The following is a 15,367-nucleotide window of genomic DNA, read 5'->3' as shown; positions in this document are numbered from 1 at the left end:
CCATTCAAATACTAAGGTGGTAACAACAAGTTGCCAACTTAGTGGGTGAGGTGGTTCATTTATATTGAAATTATCTCTTCATAAAGAGAAGAGAGGTCTATTAGAATTGATCATTGTATTGGGCCGGATGGAGGTACTGAGGGTTCATTTGAGGATAACGCCTCGTAATGTAGTCGTAGTACTCCATCCTATTTTTTGTTAGCTCCAAACAGATGCGAGGGGATAGTGCCCCATATTATCGCAAGTGTGGAGAAACAAATATCAATTATATAGTAGAGTAATCTAAATGAATAAAAAAATAGTGGCAATTGATGTAGCAAAAACTGAATTAGTTATTTATTGGGAGGGTAACTACACAATAATAGCTAATGACATGAGTGTAATCAGAAATTTTTTTGCTCCATATAAAAATAAATAAATCACCCTATGTGCTTTTGAGGCAACAGAAGGCTATGAGAAAAAACTGATTGATTGCCTTGAATAGCTTTATTTACCTTATCGCATGCTGCATGCAAATCATATTAGAGCTTATGCTAAGGCATTAGGTATTCTCGCTAAAACAGACAAACTTGATGCAAAAGAAAACCAAGACAGGTGTTGCACCAATGAACAATGATAGTGGTAAGATGCGTGGTTACCGTCGGGTAATAGCAGGTAGAGCTAAAATTAGGCGCCTATTGTACTTAGCGACTATCTCAGCAATAAAGTGCAACCCACTGATTAAATCTTTTTACAATAAACTCAAAAGCAAAGGTAAACCTGGAAAAGTAGCCATCATAGCCGGTGCAAGAAAGCTATTATTCATACTAAGGAGCAAAGCTCAAGGTAAGATTCCTTGGATTTCCAATGCCTATTAAATAGCTTAAAAAACTTGATTTGGAATACAGATGCTACATTAGAGCCATATTTAATAAAAAATAGTAACCTGAAAAAGCTGACTGCACAAAGAAATTTATAATAGGGTATTATGAGGTAAAAAGTCTCAAAAAAGGTCGTTTTGCGAGACTTTTCTTAAGAGCGTAATTATAGACATGTTTTTCACATACTATTGATATTTCAATTATGAAACCATCCGACTAATGAGCACGCTGTGTTTTAGCAAATTTGAAGTAATTAAATTAATTAAGTGTAAGATTGTAATCTTCAATAATTATATAATCATCAATAACACTATCTTTTTTTCGCTCTTTATTTTTGAAAAGAGATTGTAATTCATCAAACTGAATTTGGTTAAGATGGCTATTCTCTAAAAATTGCTTAAATGCATAGTTCCATTTATCTTTATCTATGCTGATAAATTTTTCTTTAGCGTACTCAATTATATTTTTGTTAACTTGGTAACAGTCACGAATATTTACCTGAATAAATGGAAATACATTTTCATGATAAATTGAATAGTCACAGTTTTTTAACACGTTTTCCTTAAAATCAAAAAAATTAAATCCCTTTATAGAAGTGTCAATACCTACTCTAGCTGGCTCATACGACTCGCGGCATTTTATATCTGATGAAAAAAGTTTGGACTATAAAAGTTGACATATTTGCCTTTCGGTAAGTAATAAATATCGATCATTTATGCTATGTATTTAATTATATGTTTTTATATTCTACATTAAAGTCTCTATTAATAAGTAGGTCGCTCGTTTCTAGCTGTTGATTTATAGGGACGGAGCTTATCCTTCTTTGAGTCATACTCGCTACCGATATTGACTAGCTGGGAATTGAATATTGTCACAAACTAAAAATTTTAGATCCTTAGGTCAAATAGTGCAGGATCAAAAAAATTATTATAATGATGATAATTTATTTATTACAGTAAATAAAATGTTAAAAATTACAATTTGTCCTATTAATGTATCAGATATAGATAAAGTTAGTGATCTTATAGGCCAACTTGGGTATCCAATTCTTCCTAATGAAATGTTAACACGCATAAAGCTATACTTAGCACATCCGCTATATATTGCTTTTGTAGCAAAGCATGACAGTCAGATTGTAGGAGTTATAGCAGCAACAATTACAGATTATTTCCACCGTTTCGGTCGATTTGCGCGCATAATAGCAATAATTATTGATAAGAATCATAGAAGGCGAGGAATAGGCAAGCTATTAATTCAACATGTAGAAAAAGAAGTTATTAATTACCAATGCGACTTCATTGAAGTTACAAGTGGTATCCATCGAGAACCGATGGGCTCCCATGATTTCTATAAAAATCTTGGTTATATAGATGCTAAAGATAAGAAAAAATACTTTATGAAAGTTCTTGTATAATGGTTTGTCTGGCTTTAAGTAAGTTTATAGTCTCAAAAAGGTTGGTTTTTTTAACCTTAACTTTCTGTCTACTTCCATCATCTTTATGGTGTCAAATAATCGACCGCCTATTGGGTACATGCAGCCACAATTAATGAGATATATACGAGCACTATCCATCGTGTTAGAATAATGACTTCTATTAGAGATAAGTTGAAATTTAGCTCCTAGAATCTAATATACTATGAAAATTACTTTCTATAACAAACCTGCTTATTTAAGTTTAAAGTGTTAACTTACTTCTATCATCAATTATGACTAAGCGTTGTGCATGGTTGCCCGAAAACAAACCGGATTATCAACTCTATCATGATACAGAATGGGGAGTGCCAGTACATAATGACTGCAAGCACTTTGAAATGTTAGTGCTTGAAGGAGCACAAGCTGGTCTAAGCTGGTATACAATTCTTCAACGACGTGAAGGTTACCGTCATGCCTTTAAAAATTTTGATCCAGTGAATGTTGCTCACATGACCGATAATGAACTGGAAAAAATATTAGCGACTGGAAATGTTGTGCGCAATCGTCTAAAAGTATTTTCTGTCCGCAAAAATGCATCTGTATTTACTGCTATCCAAAAAGAGTTTAAGAGTTTTGATACGTATGTGTGGTCATATGTTGGTAACAAACCAAAAATTAATCGTCCTAAAATGCTTAGTGATATTCCTACACATACCATAGAATCTGATGCATTATCTAAAGATTTAAAAAAACGTGGTATGAGCTTTGTCGGTTCTACTATCATATATGCTTATATGCAAGCCATTGGTATGGTCAATGACCACCTGCAAGACTGCTTTTTGTGTCCTAAGTTCTAGCTATAATTAGGTAATTTATTAATGCTTTCTCCTATAAATTACCTTTACGATAGGTTAACTTAGGATTAAGTTGCAGCGGATAAAAAGAAATAAGTAAGATTAAAATTAAGACAACACTCATCCAAGCCATTAAATAAAAGCAATCATCTAGTGCTAAAGCATTATCTAATTGAGCTATTTTAGTTAAATAGGATGATACCTGTTGCGAGAAAAGAGTTAATTTACTTAAAAGCTCATAATAGAATACCTGCCGGTAACGCCATAGTGTAACAAATAACACAGCTCCAAGACCACTACTATACAAACGAATAATATGGAAGCAATTTACTGTCTCTTTATAAGATGCAATAACGCGAGGCAATGAGGGTAGTATTGAGCTTGTATTAGTTACTAGTTCTTATTATTGGTTAAACCAGCAAGTAAAGTTATTTACCTTATTTAGGATAAAATGTAATTAAGATTTTGCCTTTGAAAATATGTTATATTGATTTTTATTTGTACAGCCGGTATCATATTGTCCATTTATTAATACAACTGGGGAATATTATGCCATTTTTTCGCTATCTTAATTCACAACAACTTAGAAATTTATGTCAAGGAAAGTCGCTAGAGTATTTAAAGGAACTCAATCATCGCTACGGTGACAACTTTGAAAAGATTAATGAAAGTAATGCTAAAATTGACAATGAAATTAATTCTATTAACCAACAAATCAATACTATCTTATTGAAGATAGAAGAAAATAAGTGCCTTCGACAACAAGCTGACGAATGCCGACGAAACGTACTAGATAATTTACCTGAAAATCCAGCAGAGCGACATCTGGCTCTACAGGGAATTTCTTATTTTTATGATGATGAGCCAAGTCTTAAAGAAGAACTAAGAAAACTTGAGAAACAAAGGGAAGATTTTAATGAAGCCAAAGATAGATTAGGCCATGAGCTACACCTTTGCCTGCAAGAATTAAAAATTGTCAATGCTGTAATCGAAGAGAAAGAACTTGTCTCAAGCTCAAAAGTACCATCCTTAAGTAACTAAATCTAGCTTGTTAAGCTAAGTGTTTATAGTAGGTGATTAATTATTTTTTGTTTAAGTACTAAACATTATATTATTCATCGAATTATTAAAGATATCCTTAGCTTGTATATCTAGATACTTTATTTAGAAGGAATGAATTTTTATTAGAATTCTTAATGTCCAGTTAAGATTCTCATAGTATGATTTTTAGCCATAATAATATTGAAGGTTAGTTAATTATGGCTAAATTACCGAAAGATATTCAACAATTTGAGTTAAATTACATTTGTTCATGTCTTCTATTTTGTAGAATCGAAAATTCCCATGACCTGGCTAATAAGTTTGATTATTTACTTAAACAAATTGATCAGAATAGAGAAATATTTAAAGATTCTTATACAAAAGAGGAATGTATTGCCATACTTAAGCAAGCTATAAAAATTTACAATGCTTCTCTTACTTATAATATCAAACTAGGTGAAGAACAAATAATTACGTTTGATACAAGGCTTAAACAAGTTCGTCAGGCTGCATCTGACTTTACTATTCCTTTAAATGATGATCTCTCAAATGTCACCAAAAGTTACGACCGACTTATCAGCGCACACAAGATTAAAAAAATAATCAATAAGCGTATTCAAACCCTAATTGATAAGGAAAAGACCTTGAGTGTATCGCAGGTAATCTTTGGCGCAGGTGATACTGGAACAACTTTATGGCTTGAAAAATTTAAAGATCACCATGGAAAAACGCTTACCTACTTAGCTGAAAGTAAAGCGCTCCCAGTATTAATGATTGCTGAAGATGCTGGGAGTTGGCGTCATAATTATACCTTAGCGCAACGTCATAGCATTCTTGAAAGAGCAGCAGGCATAAATGAAAGAGCGGCAGGTATAGAAAACCCGTCAGCTTATATAGGAAGCCATTACTATGAAAAAAACCCCCATGCTAATGGGCGCCATGTTTATCAAGCAAATCAAGTTATCCTTGCCTTTACTGAGGCGCCTTTAATGCAAGCATCTGTATTAAAACTTGAAAAGCAATCTAATCACCAAGAAAGCTGGCAAATTCAAGAATACCAATATCGCTTAATCATTCAAACAGCGAGTGGAATAAAGCAAATTTATGCACAGGAAATAAATATTTGCACAGGACTTGGGCCTGCAAAAAATATTATCGCAGATACCTTCCTTAAAAAAGAAGAGTTTCTTAAATTAAATTTATTCGATAGGCAAAGGCAGTTTACACCTATTATTGATGGTAATGATTTTATCTTAGCGAGTAAAGAAGAACATAAAACAGGTAAAACTATTGTTATCTATGGTGGTGGCGGTACGGCAGCAGCGTGTTACCGTAAAGGATTTTTCGGTAATGATCTGCATACGCAAGAGCGAGAATTCGTGGAGAAGCATCAACGAAATCAAGTTTTTTGGGTAGCCGGAAATTTTGATAAGGCTGGCACAGGAACACTTGCGACTACCGCGCTAGCTAATGCAAGAGCGCGCAAAGAATTATTCTATGGTACGTTACAAAGCATACAAGAAAATAAAGAAGGAAAATTAATTCTAACTTTCAAAAATTCACAAGAAAGTACAAGTCATCATTTAAATTCTGGAACCTTTACGATTACATGTGATCAATTCATTTATTCAGTAGGCCAAGATAATAGTCATATACGCTCTATTTGTAAGGAAATTGAAGACGAATTAGCTCTGCTTTTCGATGAGGAGAGCGATATGGTCTTAAATGTAAGCTCTAATGACAAAAGGATTTTATTTTTCGGCGCAGCAGCAATGGCCATTCGGGAAAAAGACTATATGTCTGCTACCTGGAGCTGGTTAAAGTCTGAAAATATTGGTGGTGATGTTGGGCCTGGCTCTATGCCACCATCCAGGGCTCAAATTAAACGATATAATTTCCTCCATGGGCACAAAATAGATAGTATTAATGCCAATATGGACAACAAATATCTTGTCATTAAATTTCTTGAAGAGATGAATATCTCAAAAATAGATGCTATAAACTTTGTGCATGATCTTTTAAAAGCAAGACAGGAAAATGTCCCTGCTGGCGCTAACTATATTCAAATTAAAGAATTGTTAATTAAGCATAGATTAGACAATCTCCTTGAAATAAAGGGACATGGACATCTAGTTAGAAAAGCACCATCAGCAGGGCAAAATAAAGTAAACCGGCAGCAGTCACTACCCTTACTGTCGTGGATTGGCTCAGAAAGGCAAACGGTTAACGCTAGTATACGCGTATCATCCGCCAGTGTAAGTAATAAAAAAGAGAAAGCAGGTAATACAAGTACTGAGATTCAAGAATCTAGCATAGACTTAAAAGTTTAAAAACAGCTATTTTATTGATAAGATATTACCCTATGACAAGCTTTCATTTGTCAAAGGTAGTGATCATGGCCGACGATAAGCTAATAACCGAAAGGAAAGTTCTGCAAATAGCTAACAAGGAAGAAGAGCTAAAAAATAAGATATTACATTATTATAAAGTTCATGAAGATACTTTTCTAAGTGGGTTAATTAAAGGTGCGGATACTGGCAGTTTAATTAAGCTTGCTCTTACTGACTCAAGAATTGATCAAATATGTAAATCACCCCAATTTGCCGAATATTGGACTACTATTTGGCGACTGTGTGGCGTAAATCCACGTGAATATGCAGAGAAAAACAATAAGCCAGTACATGAATATTCTCCTATGCCTACTGTTTCTTCATGTTTCGATTTAGTTAAAGGTTATTTTCTTTATGAAACTTATAGAAAGCTGTTAAATGAAGGCGACGGCAGTTTAACCCAGCAAGTGTATCTTATAGAAAATTATCTAATGGATTCTGCCCAACTTGGCTGTTACTTTGCTATTAATGAATTATGCAATATTGGTGTAAATTTATTAAAAGAGCAATTTAATGAAATGATTGCTATGAAAATGCTGCATTATGCGAAGTTAGCTGCGCAGATCTATTTAGCGCCTGGCTACCTTTTATTGGCTAATGTGTATCAGGAGCTAACTCAATTTCAAGAACAACCAGTTTTGCAAATGTTGAACTTACGCATAGAAGCCTTTAAAGCTATTAACATTGCTAAAAGGCTTGAGGACATATCAGGCCCCATGCTAAACAATGCTTATCAAGGAAAAAATTTAGTCCAAGCCAGTGGTGGAAAAATTAAAAGCTTTTCTCAAGCTGAGCAGCGGTTACAAGAATTGTTGCACTTAGATTATCTTGAACTTGACTTAGCTATTGAGCAAGCAAAGAAAGAAGCTAAGTCTATTCGCAAATTGTATGGTGCTGAATCTTTAACACCACATGCAGATTATCATATTAAACAATCTGCCTCACCATGAAGGCACTAAAATATATGAGCTTAGAATTACTCTTGTAAGATTAGAAATTTATAATCTACTTTTCGTAAAAACTATTTCATAAATTGGTATGAATTAGATAAAGGCTTTACCTCAAATAAAATTTCAAATAACTGTTCTAAATGCTTATTTGCAAAATCATAAACTTAATTATTTTTTCTATTTACTTTAAAATGAATGCTTGCCCTTCTGCTAAAAGAAGAAAATTTGCAAGAGAGAGGCCATACTCTTTTAGTGCATGCTTTAAATCATTTACAGGTTCTTCTATGCCCTCATCACCTAATTTGAAAGTGCCATAATGAATGGCAATTGATTGTTTCGCACCTAAATCCAAATGAGCAGCGACTGCTTCTTTAGGATTTAGATGAACTTCTTTCATAAACCACCGAGGCTTATAAGCACCAATAGGAAGTAAGGCTATATCTGGGCTACCCCATCTTTCTCTAATTTTTTTATAGTGAGAAGCGTATCCGCTATCACCAGCAAAATATATTTTCTTATCGCCTAATTTTATACCAAAAGAACCCCAAAGTGTTTTATTCCTATCTGTTAGCCAACGGGCTGACCAATGTTGTGTAGGTAAAAAAGTAAATATAGTTTTCGAGTTAAAAAAGTAAGCTTGCCACCAATCTAACTCAATTACTTTCTTTATACCGTACCGTCTGAGCAAGGACTCATTACCTAAAGGCACTAAAAAAAGTGGTTGAAATTGATTTTCTAAGCGCTTTAATGTAGGGATATCAAGATGATCATAATGATTATGAGATATTAAAACAACATCAATATGTGGCAAGGAAGTAAACGAAATGCCAGGATTGCGTACTCGTGCAGGACCTATCCAGCTAAAAGGACTAGCGCGATAAGACCAAATAGGATCAGTTAAAATATTAAGCTCAGCCATCTGGATGAGTACGGTTGCATGATTAATAAATGTTAACTTTAGCTCTTGGGGCAACAAGGGCTTTATAGGCGCAGGAGGTTGGTTATTAATCCAGGTAGGCCAAGGCTTGCTATCTCTAGTTAACTGCCATGTTAAAAATTTCAAAAACGATTTTTTAGCATTACCGTCTAAGTTAACAAAGGTTTTACCATTAAAATGATCTGAAGGGGGGCCTTGATAAGCACTAGTTGGTATAAAAAAATAAAAGAAGATAAAAAATATCAGGACTATTAAGGCAAAAATTTTCATAAATAGTCCTAAAAAGATAATTAAAGATAATAATAGATAAACAGAAATAACTTAGCAATAATTGAAACGAGCAGTAGATAGACTCTTTATTAGGAGCTTTATTAGAAGCAAATATCATTCCATTTTAAATAATCTTAAAATTATCCATATGCCTAAACTAATTCTATACTAACTTTTAAGGTTAAAAGATTAATCTATACAAAATAGTGAGCCTATATGCAGGAAAGTCTCGTTCAGGCCGTCTAATTGCCTACCGCAATAAAATTAATGAGGGTTTACGTAAAAAGGGGTAAATGTCACTATTATTGAACCCCCTTCAACTGGTATTTACTTTGCCAAGTTTCTAGCTGATGCCAAGGTAACACATAGTAAACAAGTGTACCGCTCTCCCAGCGAAGATACCTTAAAACAGTATACAAGAATTCTCTCAGCTTTTGACCCTCTTGCCTAGATTTGACACTTTAACCCTAAAGGAGTAGTGACTTTGTAAACTATCAAAGTTATGGCCTTCAATTAACTAGTTATTTTTAACTTATATACAATGAGTTAAAAAAATTTAAAGATAAATAGCAAACACTAACTATAAAGAAAACTAACAATAAGGTAGTTAGTAGCAATTTAATATTGTAAATAGGCTCAGGTTTACGATAAAAGCTATAAGCGCTTAACAAGCCACAAGCACTACCGAGTAAAAAACCGCCTATTACATCTGTTAACCAATGAACCTTAAGAAATAGGCGAGAGGCTAATTCCAGTAAAATGAAAATAAACGCTAATATTAAGACAGGCCAAGGACGCTTTGTCTTAGGAACAAGTAGAGCTAATAGAAAAGTTACATAGGTTGTGCATAATGTTGCATGGCGGCTAGGAAAAGCATAACTAATTGAATCAAGCAACTCATTTGGCCTTGGATATGCAATCGTACTCTTTAATATAGAAGCCAATAATGTTGCAATAAAAATAATTCCAAACAAGTGTAGGGCTAAGCGGTTTTGTTGTTTTAAGTACAAAATGATACTGACAATACCGATAGTTGGGATAACAATATACTTATTCCCAAACAGCGATATCAAGTTGTTAACATAAAAAACATAAGGACTTTGTATTTTATCAATGAATAAGTACACCTCTTTATTAATCGATAAATAGGGAGCTCTGTAAATAATGGTTAACGCAAGAAGAAAGAATAAACAGAAACATATAATACTACCTATTAAAAAGTAATTTCTTTTCATTTTAATGATGGCCCTAATAAGAATCTTATTTTTAAAAAGCACCTAATAACAGTCATTACCTAATAACAAAACTGTAATTGTTCGTACTTCACAGATTTGTCTTAGTTTAATGAATAAGGCAAGACTGCTCTTTGGCAGAGTTTACGCATCGTTATTGCAATGGGCTTATACAACCGATTGACCATGATAAAGCACGCGATAATCGCCACGACCTTTTCCTGCAAACGTTGTGTTTGAAATAAGCGCTCCCAATATTTCCAGTGTGATAAAAAATTTCTTATTCTTCCTAAAAAATAGCATAGCCTATTTAGCGAAATTAATTATTTATTTTATATTACTATCTTTAAGAAGAATTCATAGCTTAAATAATTTAAATTAAGTTTAAAAATCCTTTTTATTCAAACTTAAGCTATCTTTCTATTAGAAAATGGTAGGCTAGCGAATATAAATTAATAAGTTTTTCGTCCTTAACTATATGAAACAAATTAAACACGGTATACTTTTCATTTTTGATTCAAATAGAAAGTTTTATGTACGCCCTAGACTGGTCTTATGCTTATGGGAAACCTCAAGCCGCGGCTCAATTTAAACTTGAACCAGAAGATTTTCAAGTTATTGAGTATTTCAATAGCGAATTTAGCGGTGATGGGGAACATATCTTACTTAAAATTGAAAAACGAGGATTGACAACTGAGGAGGTGGTTAAATCTTTAAGTCGTTTAATTAATAAGCCAATCAAGCAAATTAGTTATGCAGGCTTAAAAGATCGTCAAGCCTTAACTGTCCAATGGTTAAGTATTCATGCACCGGGTGAAATAATTCCAGGTACTGAAGCTCTACAAGCTCCCGGGTGGAGAGTATTAGAATCTACACGTCATAATAAAAAACTAAAACCAGGCTTTTTAACAGGCAATCATTTTAAAATCAGATTAAAGAATTTATCTAACAGGGAACAGTTTAGGCAGCGTATTGAGCAGATTAAAGTAGGCGGAGTTCCTAATTATTTTGGGGAACAACGTTTTGGCCGAAACGCCGGGAATTTATTAAAAGCACAAGAAATGTTGGTAGAAAATCGTAAAGTTAAAGACAGGTTTTTAAGAGGAATGTATTGTTCGGCAGCACGCTCATGGCTCTATAATTTAATCCTTTCTAAACGCGTTGCTCAAAACAACTGGAATGTACCTATTAGAGGTGACGTACTCCAGTTAAGTGGCTCTAAAAGTATTTTTACAATTGAAGTGATAGAAGAAAATATAGTACAACGAATAAGAGAAAAAGATCTCTCACCGGCGACTCCATTGCCTGGAAAAAGTAAAAACAAAGTTGCAGGTGATGCATTATCCTTTATCAATGAAGTATATAAAGCGTGGCAACCTTGGTTAACAGGGTTAATACAACAAGGGTTAGAAGAAGCCTGGCGTTCTAATATTTTGCATCCTCAGCAACTTCACTATACCTTTCTAGACAACAATGCTGAATTATCATTTACCTTATCAGCAGGTGCTTATGCAACTTCAGTTTTGCGTGAATTAGTGCAATATTAGTAAGACCTATTTTGCTAGCCTAGGCCTAAAGCCTAACCTATTTGCTTGAGATAAAATTTAAACGTCGATTATTTTTTCTTAAAAAATCTAAATATGATAAATTAAAAAATAGATTGATATTATCCAACATATCCATACTTGTATATGCAAAATAACATGTAATGTGTTTGGGATTACATTATTATGGCGGGCTGGTAAAAAATGATGAGTATTTTTAAATTTGCTAAATTGCGCTTTATGTTTTTGTGAACTTCCTAAAAAATAGGGTATCCACCAGCTTAAAATAGTTCCAATGGTTAGCAAAGAATAAAATAGGAAGATAGTGAAGGCGGCCGGTAATGGGATGCCTGGTTTATAATAATAGTTTAATGTAATAAGTAAGGGAATTAATACTGCAATACCATTAATACAAGAGCCAAGTAAACGATAAGTGTAACTATCCGCTGATTTAAGTGCTGTAACATCATTGAATGGTGGTATAGGTATCCAATCATGAAAAAGCATGAAAAGTAGCAATATGATTTGCAAGCAAATAAAAAATAATAGCATCTTGTTTCCCACAAATAATTTTTCTAAATCATACAATCTTAAAGTTCTTTCACGACTTAAACTAGATTTATAAGATACAATTTTTTTTATAAAAAAATAATCATTATAAATCTCTTTCCTGATTCATGATTAAGAGCTAAAAAAGAAGACTACATTCCTTGTCGCCAGGATAAATATTAATTATGATAAAATTGTGCTCTAATAAGGCAGGAATACATAACCTATTTAGAAGGTAAATAAGATTTTAGTTTTCATTATCTCATTCTAAGTATCTAAATTAAATAATCTGTTTAGCAAGTAAATTTTGAATAGTATCAAATGAAAAAACTGGATGAGATAGAACATCTAATTTTTAATGCATAGATTACTAAATTATTTAGAATAAGTAGAATTTAATCATAGGAAACAGGATGGCCCATGAATTAATTAATGCAATACCCTTTTGGTGGCTAGTTATATTATGTATATTAGTACTTACCGTTATTGCCTATCTATCGGTCATTATTTCAACTCAGCTAATTACGTTTCCTATTGATAAAGATCACCGCTCTCTCTCTAATTCTTTAATAAGGATACTAAGTGCAGGTTTTTCTGTGTTACTTGCTTTTATTATTATTAACACCTGGAATTATCTACTTAAAACACAAGATGATATAGCTAAAGAAGCTGATGCTCTAGCAACAATGATACGTAACATTAATGTATTTCCTGCACCAGAAAAAGATAAAATTATGGCAGGAATTGGTAATTATACCGTTTTAGTCAGAACTCAAGAATGGGCATTAATGAAAGAAGGGAAAGAAAGTCCAGAAGCTTGGAATGCGCTTAATAATTTATTTGTTATCTTACAATCTTTTGATCCTAAGACCAGTTTAGAAAGAATCTATTATTCTCAAGCTGTAAGAAATCTTGATACTATTGTTGAAGCAAGAAGAAACAGGCTTTCTCGATTAACAAGTATTATACCGAAGGAACTAAGTTCGTCCCTTATCATAGGCTCCATCTTTCTTGTTATTATACTAGGCTTAGTTCGTGGAGAATCAGACTTTTTAAATACTACACCCATATTATTTTTTGCGATTGTTTTTGGCTTTAATTTAGCCATAGCCTTAAGTTTTGATTATCCTTATTCAGGCGATATTGCAGTAAGTAATCGTTTATTCTATGAAGGCCTTTTAAGTTCGTTTAAAGACCCCCAGCCTAATAACTAACATAGGGTAATCTTTCTAATTAAGTGAAGTTTTATTACTTTAAAATAACATAGAGATACCAGACGTTAACGTATTTTTCACTTGCTTGTTGACCTAGCCGATGTAGAATCATTTTAAATGCACCGTATGCCTCAAAGAGCCTTTGGATGAAGGCTTTACTCTTAATGCTACAGCTAAAAAGTTGAGAAATGAATGGAATTACTTCAATCAAACTTTAGTAAAATGAAAAGCTGTTTAAATGAGAGATATTAAATTAAAGGTTTGTTTTAGAAAAATTATTTCTAATTCTATACTATAACTAATTAATTAGGAAAAGCCCTATGTTAGTACAATTAATTTTAGGATTTTTACCTTGGATTTTATACTCTAGCTTAGCTGGACCTAGCTTAAAACAGCAAAAGATTGCAGTTATAGTTGCTCTCTTGGTTGTTTTGGTTCTAGATTTTAAAGAACTAAAAAAAGGCTTTGTGCTTACTTGGGGAACTTTACTTTTTTTTATCCTTCTATTAGCTGTTATTTTTATATACCCTTCACCCTGGTTAGAAAGCCATGTTAGTTTAATCGCAAACTGTGCATTGGCTTTGATTGTTTGGTTTTCTTTAGTAATTAATAAGCCTTTTACATTACAGTATGCACGCGAGCAAATAAGTGCTGAATATTGGCAATCACCCTTATTTATCCGAATTAATCAAATTATCACGATTGCCTGGGGAATATGCTTTTTAATCCTGGTCCTTGTTAATGCATTACCTCTTTTTTCCGTAGTTTTAAGTGATTGGTTGTATGTAATACTTTCTGTATTGCCGCTCTTATTGGCAGTTTGGTTTACTAGTGTTTTTCCCGACTGGTATAAAGAACGTCAACATAGGTAACTTAATTTTTAATCTTTAGCCAAAAGGGTCGTAATCGTTTTGCCGTAGAAAGCCTACTAACTATAGCATGGTTGTTAAAATTAAAAGCAAACAATATAATGATTCGCATATTGCCGTTTGTGTATATTAAAAATTTCATAAAAGGAATTTATTGGAGTAGTGATGAAAAGAAAGCAAGAAGATAATTGGGATGGGAAAATCTATAGTGATCCTGAATATTCTCGCTTACAGCATTATTTTGAAGATAAAGTATTTACAGATTTTGTATTAAAACATGAAGGTGAACGCAATAAAAATAAGCGAGTTTTAGAGATAGGTTGTGGTAATGGTCATTTAACAAAGAAAATAAAGACAGAATTAAAAAGTGATCATGTAGTAGCTATAGATAACTCTAAATCAATGATAGAAGAAGCTAAAAAAACTTATGCAAATAATTCAAGTCTTTTTTTTAAAAAGCAAGATATTACTAATCCCCGGCTACCTTTTTATCAACAATATAATGCAATGATATCTTTCTTTTGTTTCCATTGGATTGTCAAACAAAGAGAAGCTTTAAAAAATGTAAATAGGGCCTTACAAGCAGGAGGACATGGTTATATTTTTTTCCCAGGACGTGCTCATTTTCCACAAGCGGCTACTCCAACTAAAAGAAGCTATATTGATATAGCAAAAGATTTATTAATCAATGACCCTGAATTTAAAAATATCTTCAATGATTTTAACATAGAGCGTATTAAGCTCTCTGGCGATAACTACCCTACGTTTGTTAAAGAAGCTGGATTAGAATTAGAAGAATTAATTCCAGTTAATGAAACGTTTATATTTCAAGATATAGCTGAATTAAGTCGCTTTTATCAAGGTATCTTATCAGGTTATCTAAAATTTAATGCACCTGCTAGCCTATCTGATACTGAAAAATTGAACTATGTTGCAAAACTTTGTAATAAGATTGCTCATGAATTAGTTAAGCAAGGTACCTATAAAGAAACCTCTAATGGGCACATAGAATCTCAAGAAGATTTTTTACTCGCTGTTGTTAAAAAGCCTGGCTTAAAAGCCACACAAAATATCGATTTAAGTAAACTACAATTGAAAGACTCACACGCCAAATTAATCCCTAATCCTGACTTATCCTTATTACTTCGGATTTTAAATGCTGGCCCGCCTGCTAATAATACCAGACGACACGATAAAGATAATGAAGAGTATACTTACTTACAACTTCGTTAAAGGTCAATCC

15 protein-coding genes are annotated in these 15,367 nt (G+C 33.0%); 10 read left to right on the top strand and 5 right to left on the bottom strand.

From position 1 onward, the window contains the following. Positions 1-572 precede the first annotated feature (572 nt). Complete coding sequence (locus tag ACQUW5_RS14360) at positions 573-857, top strand: transposase (protein ID WP_444991961.1); 285 nt, start codon at positions 573-575, stop codon at positions 855-857. 261 nt (positions 858-1,118) lie between these two features. On the opposite strand, the gene ACQUW5_RS14355 is transcribed toward ACQUW5_RS14360, so the two are convergent. Next, positions 1,119-1,415 (bottom strand): hypothetical protein, encoded by a 297-nt coding sequence (locus ACQUW5_RS14355; protein WP_444991960.1) that lies wholly within the window; start codon positions 1,413-1,415, stop codon positions 1,119-1,121. A 352-nt stretch (positions 1,416-1,767) separates the two neighbouring features. Here ACQUW5_RS14355 and ACQUW5_RS14350 point away from each other — a divergent pair, with 352 nt between their 5' ends. Together ACQUW5_RS14350 and ACQUW5_RS14345 are read left to right on the top strand one after the other, a co-directional pair. Then, positions 1,768-2,274: a GNAT family N-acetyltransferase gene (locus tag ACQUW5_RS14350; protein ID WP_444991959.1), complete on the top strand. Its 507-nt coding sequence runs from the start codon at positions 1,768-1,770 to the stop codon at positions 2,272-2,274. A gap of 293 nt (positions 2,275-2,567) precedes the next feature. After that, entirely contained in the window at positions 2,568-3,131 is a 564-nt protein-coding gene (locus tag ACQUW5_RS14345; protein ID WP_444991958.1) for a DNA-3-methyladenine glycosylase I, read from the top strand. 31 nt (positions 3,132-3,162) lie between these two features. Here the strand turns inward: ACQUW5_RS14345 and ACQUW5_RS14340 are convergent, their stop codons facing one another. Further along, positions 3,163-3,411 (bottom strand): hypothetical protein, encoded by a 249-nt coding sequence (locus ACQUW5_RS14340; protein ID WP_444991957.1) that lies wholly within the window; start codon positions 3,409-3,411, stop codon positions 3,163-3,165. A gap of 266 nt (positions 3,412-3,677) precedes the next feature. Here ACQUW5_RS14340 and ACQUW5_RS14335 point away from each other — a divergent pair, with 266 nt between their 5' ends. The 3 genes from ACQUW5_RS14335 to ACQUW5_RS14325 all read left to right on the top strand — a co-directional run bounded on the left by ACQUW5_RS14335 (position 3,678) and on the right by ACQUW5_RS14325 (position 7,509). Continuing rightward, a complete protein-coding gene (locus ACQUW5_RS14335; protein WP_444991956.1) occupies positions 3,678-4,169 on the top strand; it encodes a hypothetical protein in 492 nt (163 codons plus the stop codon). 218 nt (positions 4,170-4,387) lie between these two features. After that, positions 4,388-6,499: a hypothetical protein gene (locus ACQUW5_RS14330; RefSeq protein ID WP_444991955.1), complete on the top strand. Its 2,112-nt coding sequence runs from the start codon at positions 4,388-4,390 to the stop codon at positions 6,497-6,499. Between the two features lie 65 nt (positions 6,500-6,564). Further along, positions 6,565-7,509, top strand: coding sequence for a DUF5630 domain-containing protein (locus ACQUW5_RS14325; RefSeq protein ID WP_444991954.1), 945 nt, complete (start codon positions 6,565-6,567; stop codon positions 7,507-7,509). 181 nt (positions 7,510-7,690) lie between these two features. Here ACQUW5_RS14325 and ACQUW5_RS14320 read toward each other — a convergent pair whose 3' ends face one another. Both ACQUW5_RS14320 and ACQUW5_RS14315 read right to left on the bottom strand, forming a co-directional pair. Beyond that, the gene (locus tag ACQUW5_RS14320) at positions 7,691-8,716 is read right to left on the bottom strand and encodes an MBL fold metallo-hydrolase (protein ID WP_444991953.1); all 1,026 of its coding nucleotides are present in this window, start codon (positions 8,714-8,716) and stop codon (positions 7,691-7,693) included. A gap of 527 nt (positions 8,717-9,243) precedes the next feature. After that, the gene (locus tag ACQUW5_RS14315) at positions 9,244-9,951 is read right to left on the bottom strand and encodes a phosphatase PAP2 family protein (protein ID WP_444991952.1); all 708 of its coding nucleotides are present in this window, start codon (positions 9,949-9,951) and stop codon (positions 9,244-9,246) included. A 530-nt stretch (positions 9,952-10,481) separates the two neighbouring features. Here ACQUW5_RS14315 and truD point away from each other — a divergent pair. After that, positions 10,482-11,495 (top strand): tRNA pseudouridine(13) synthase TruD, encoded by a 1,014-nt coding sequence (gene truD, locus ACQUW5_RS14310; protein WP_444991951.1) that lies wholly within the window; start codon positions 10,482-10,484, stop codon positions 11,493-11,495. A gap of 87 nt (positions 11,496-11,582) precedes the next feature. Here truD and ACQUW5_RS14305 read toward each other — a convergent pair whose 3' ends face one another. Next, entirely contained in the window at positions 11,583-12,044 is a 462-nt protein-coding gene (locus ACQUW5_RS14305; protein ID WP_444991950.1) for a hypothetical protein, read from the bottom strand. A gap of 410 nt (positions 12,045-12,454) precedes the next feature. On the opposite strand from ACQUW5_RS14305, the gene ACQUW5_RS14300 reads away from it, so the two are divergent. The 3 genes from ACQUW5_RS14300 (at position 12,455) to ACQUW5_RS14290 (ending at position 15,357) form a co-directional block, all read left to right on the top strand. Continuing rightward, positions 12,455-13,255, top strand: coding sequence for a bestrophin-like domain (locus ACQUW5_RS14300; protein WP_444991949.1), 801 nt, complete (start codon positions 12,455-12,457; stop codon positions 13,253-13,255). A gap of 320 nt (positions 13,256-13,575) precedes the next feature. After that, positions 13,576-14,127: a hypothetical protein gene (locus ACQUW5_RS14295; protein ID WP_444991948.1), complete on the top strand. Its 552-nt coding sequence runs from the start codon at positions 13,576-13,578 to the stop codon at positions 14,125-14,127. A gap of 162 nt (positions 14,128-14,289) precedes the next feature. Continuing rightward, entirely contained in the window at positions 14,290-15,357 is a 1,068-nt protein-coding gene (locus ACQUW5_RS14290) for a class I SAM-dependent methyltransferase (RefSeq protein WP_444991947.1), read from the top strand. Positions 15,358-15,367: the final 10 nt, after the last annotated feature.

Source organism: Legionella pelazae, from assembly GCF_052527395.1.
This window is presented reverse-complemented; position numbering and strand designations above follow the sequence as displayed.

What these genes read in the sequence shown, in the direction of transcription:
- ACQUW5_RS14360 (WP_444991961.1), top strand. Translation starts at nt 573, where the DNA reads ATGCAAAAGAAAACCAAGACAGGTGTTGCACCAATGAACAATGATAGT.
- ACQUW5_RS14345 (WP_444991958.1), top strand. Translation starts at nt 2,568, where the DNA reads ATGACTAAGCGTTGTGCATGGTTGCCCGAAAACAAACCGGATTATCAA.
- ACQUW5_RS14335 (WP_444991956.1), top strand. Translation starts at nt 3,678, where the DNA reads ATGCCATTTTTTCGCTATCTTAATTCACAACAACTTAGAAATTTATGT.
- ACQUW5_RS14330 (WP_444991955.1), top strand. Translation starts at nt 4,388, where the DNA reads ATGGCTAAATTACCGAAAGATATTCAACAATTTGAGTTAAATTACATT.
- ACQUW5_RS14325 (WP_444991954.1), top strand. Translation starts at nt 6,565, where the DNA reads ATGGCCGACGATAAGCTAATAACCGAAAGGAAAGTTCTGCAAATAGCT.
- ACQUW5_RS14320 (WP_444991953.1), bottom strand. Translation starts at nt 8,716, where the DNA reads ATGAAAATTTTTGCCTTAATAGTCCTGATATTTTTTATCTTCTTTTAT.
- ACQUW5_RS14315 (WP_444991952.1), bottom strand. Translation starts at nt 9,951, where the DNA reads ATGAAAAGAAATTACTTTTTAATAGGTAGTATTATATGTTTCTGTTTA.
- truD (WP_444991951.1), top strand. Translation starts at nt 10,482, where the DNA reads ATGTACGCCCTAGACTGGTCTTATGCTTATGGGAAACCTCAAGCCGCG.
- ACQUW5_RS14305 (WP_444991950.1), bottom strand. Translation starts at nt 12,044, where the DNA reads ATGCTATTATTTTTTATTTGCTTGCAAATCATATTGCTACTTTTCATG.
- ACQUW5_RS14300 (WP_444991949.1), top strand. Translation starts at nt 12,455, where the DNA reads ATGGCCCATGAATTAATTAATGCAATACCCTTTTGGTGGCTAGTTATA.
- ACQUW5_RS14295 (WP_444991948.1), top strand. Translation starts at nt 13,576, where the DNA reads ATGTTAGTACAATTAATTTTAGGATTTTTACCTTGGATTTTATACTCT.
- ACQUW5_RS14290 (WP_444991947.1), top strand. Translation starts at nt 14,290, where the DNA reads ATGAAAAGAAAGCAAGAAGATAATTGGGATGGGAAAATCTATAGTGAT.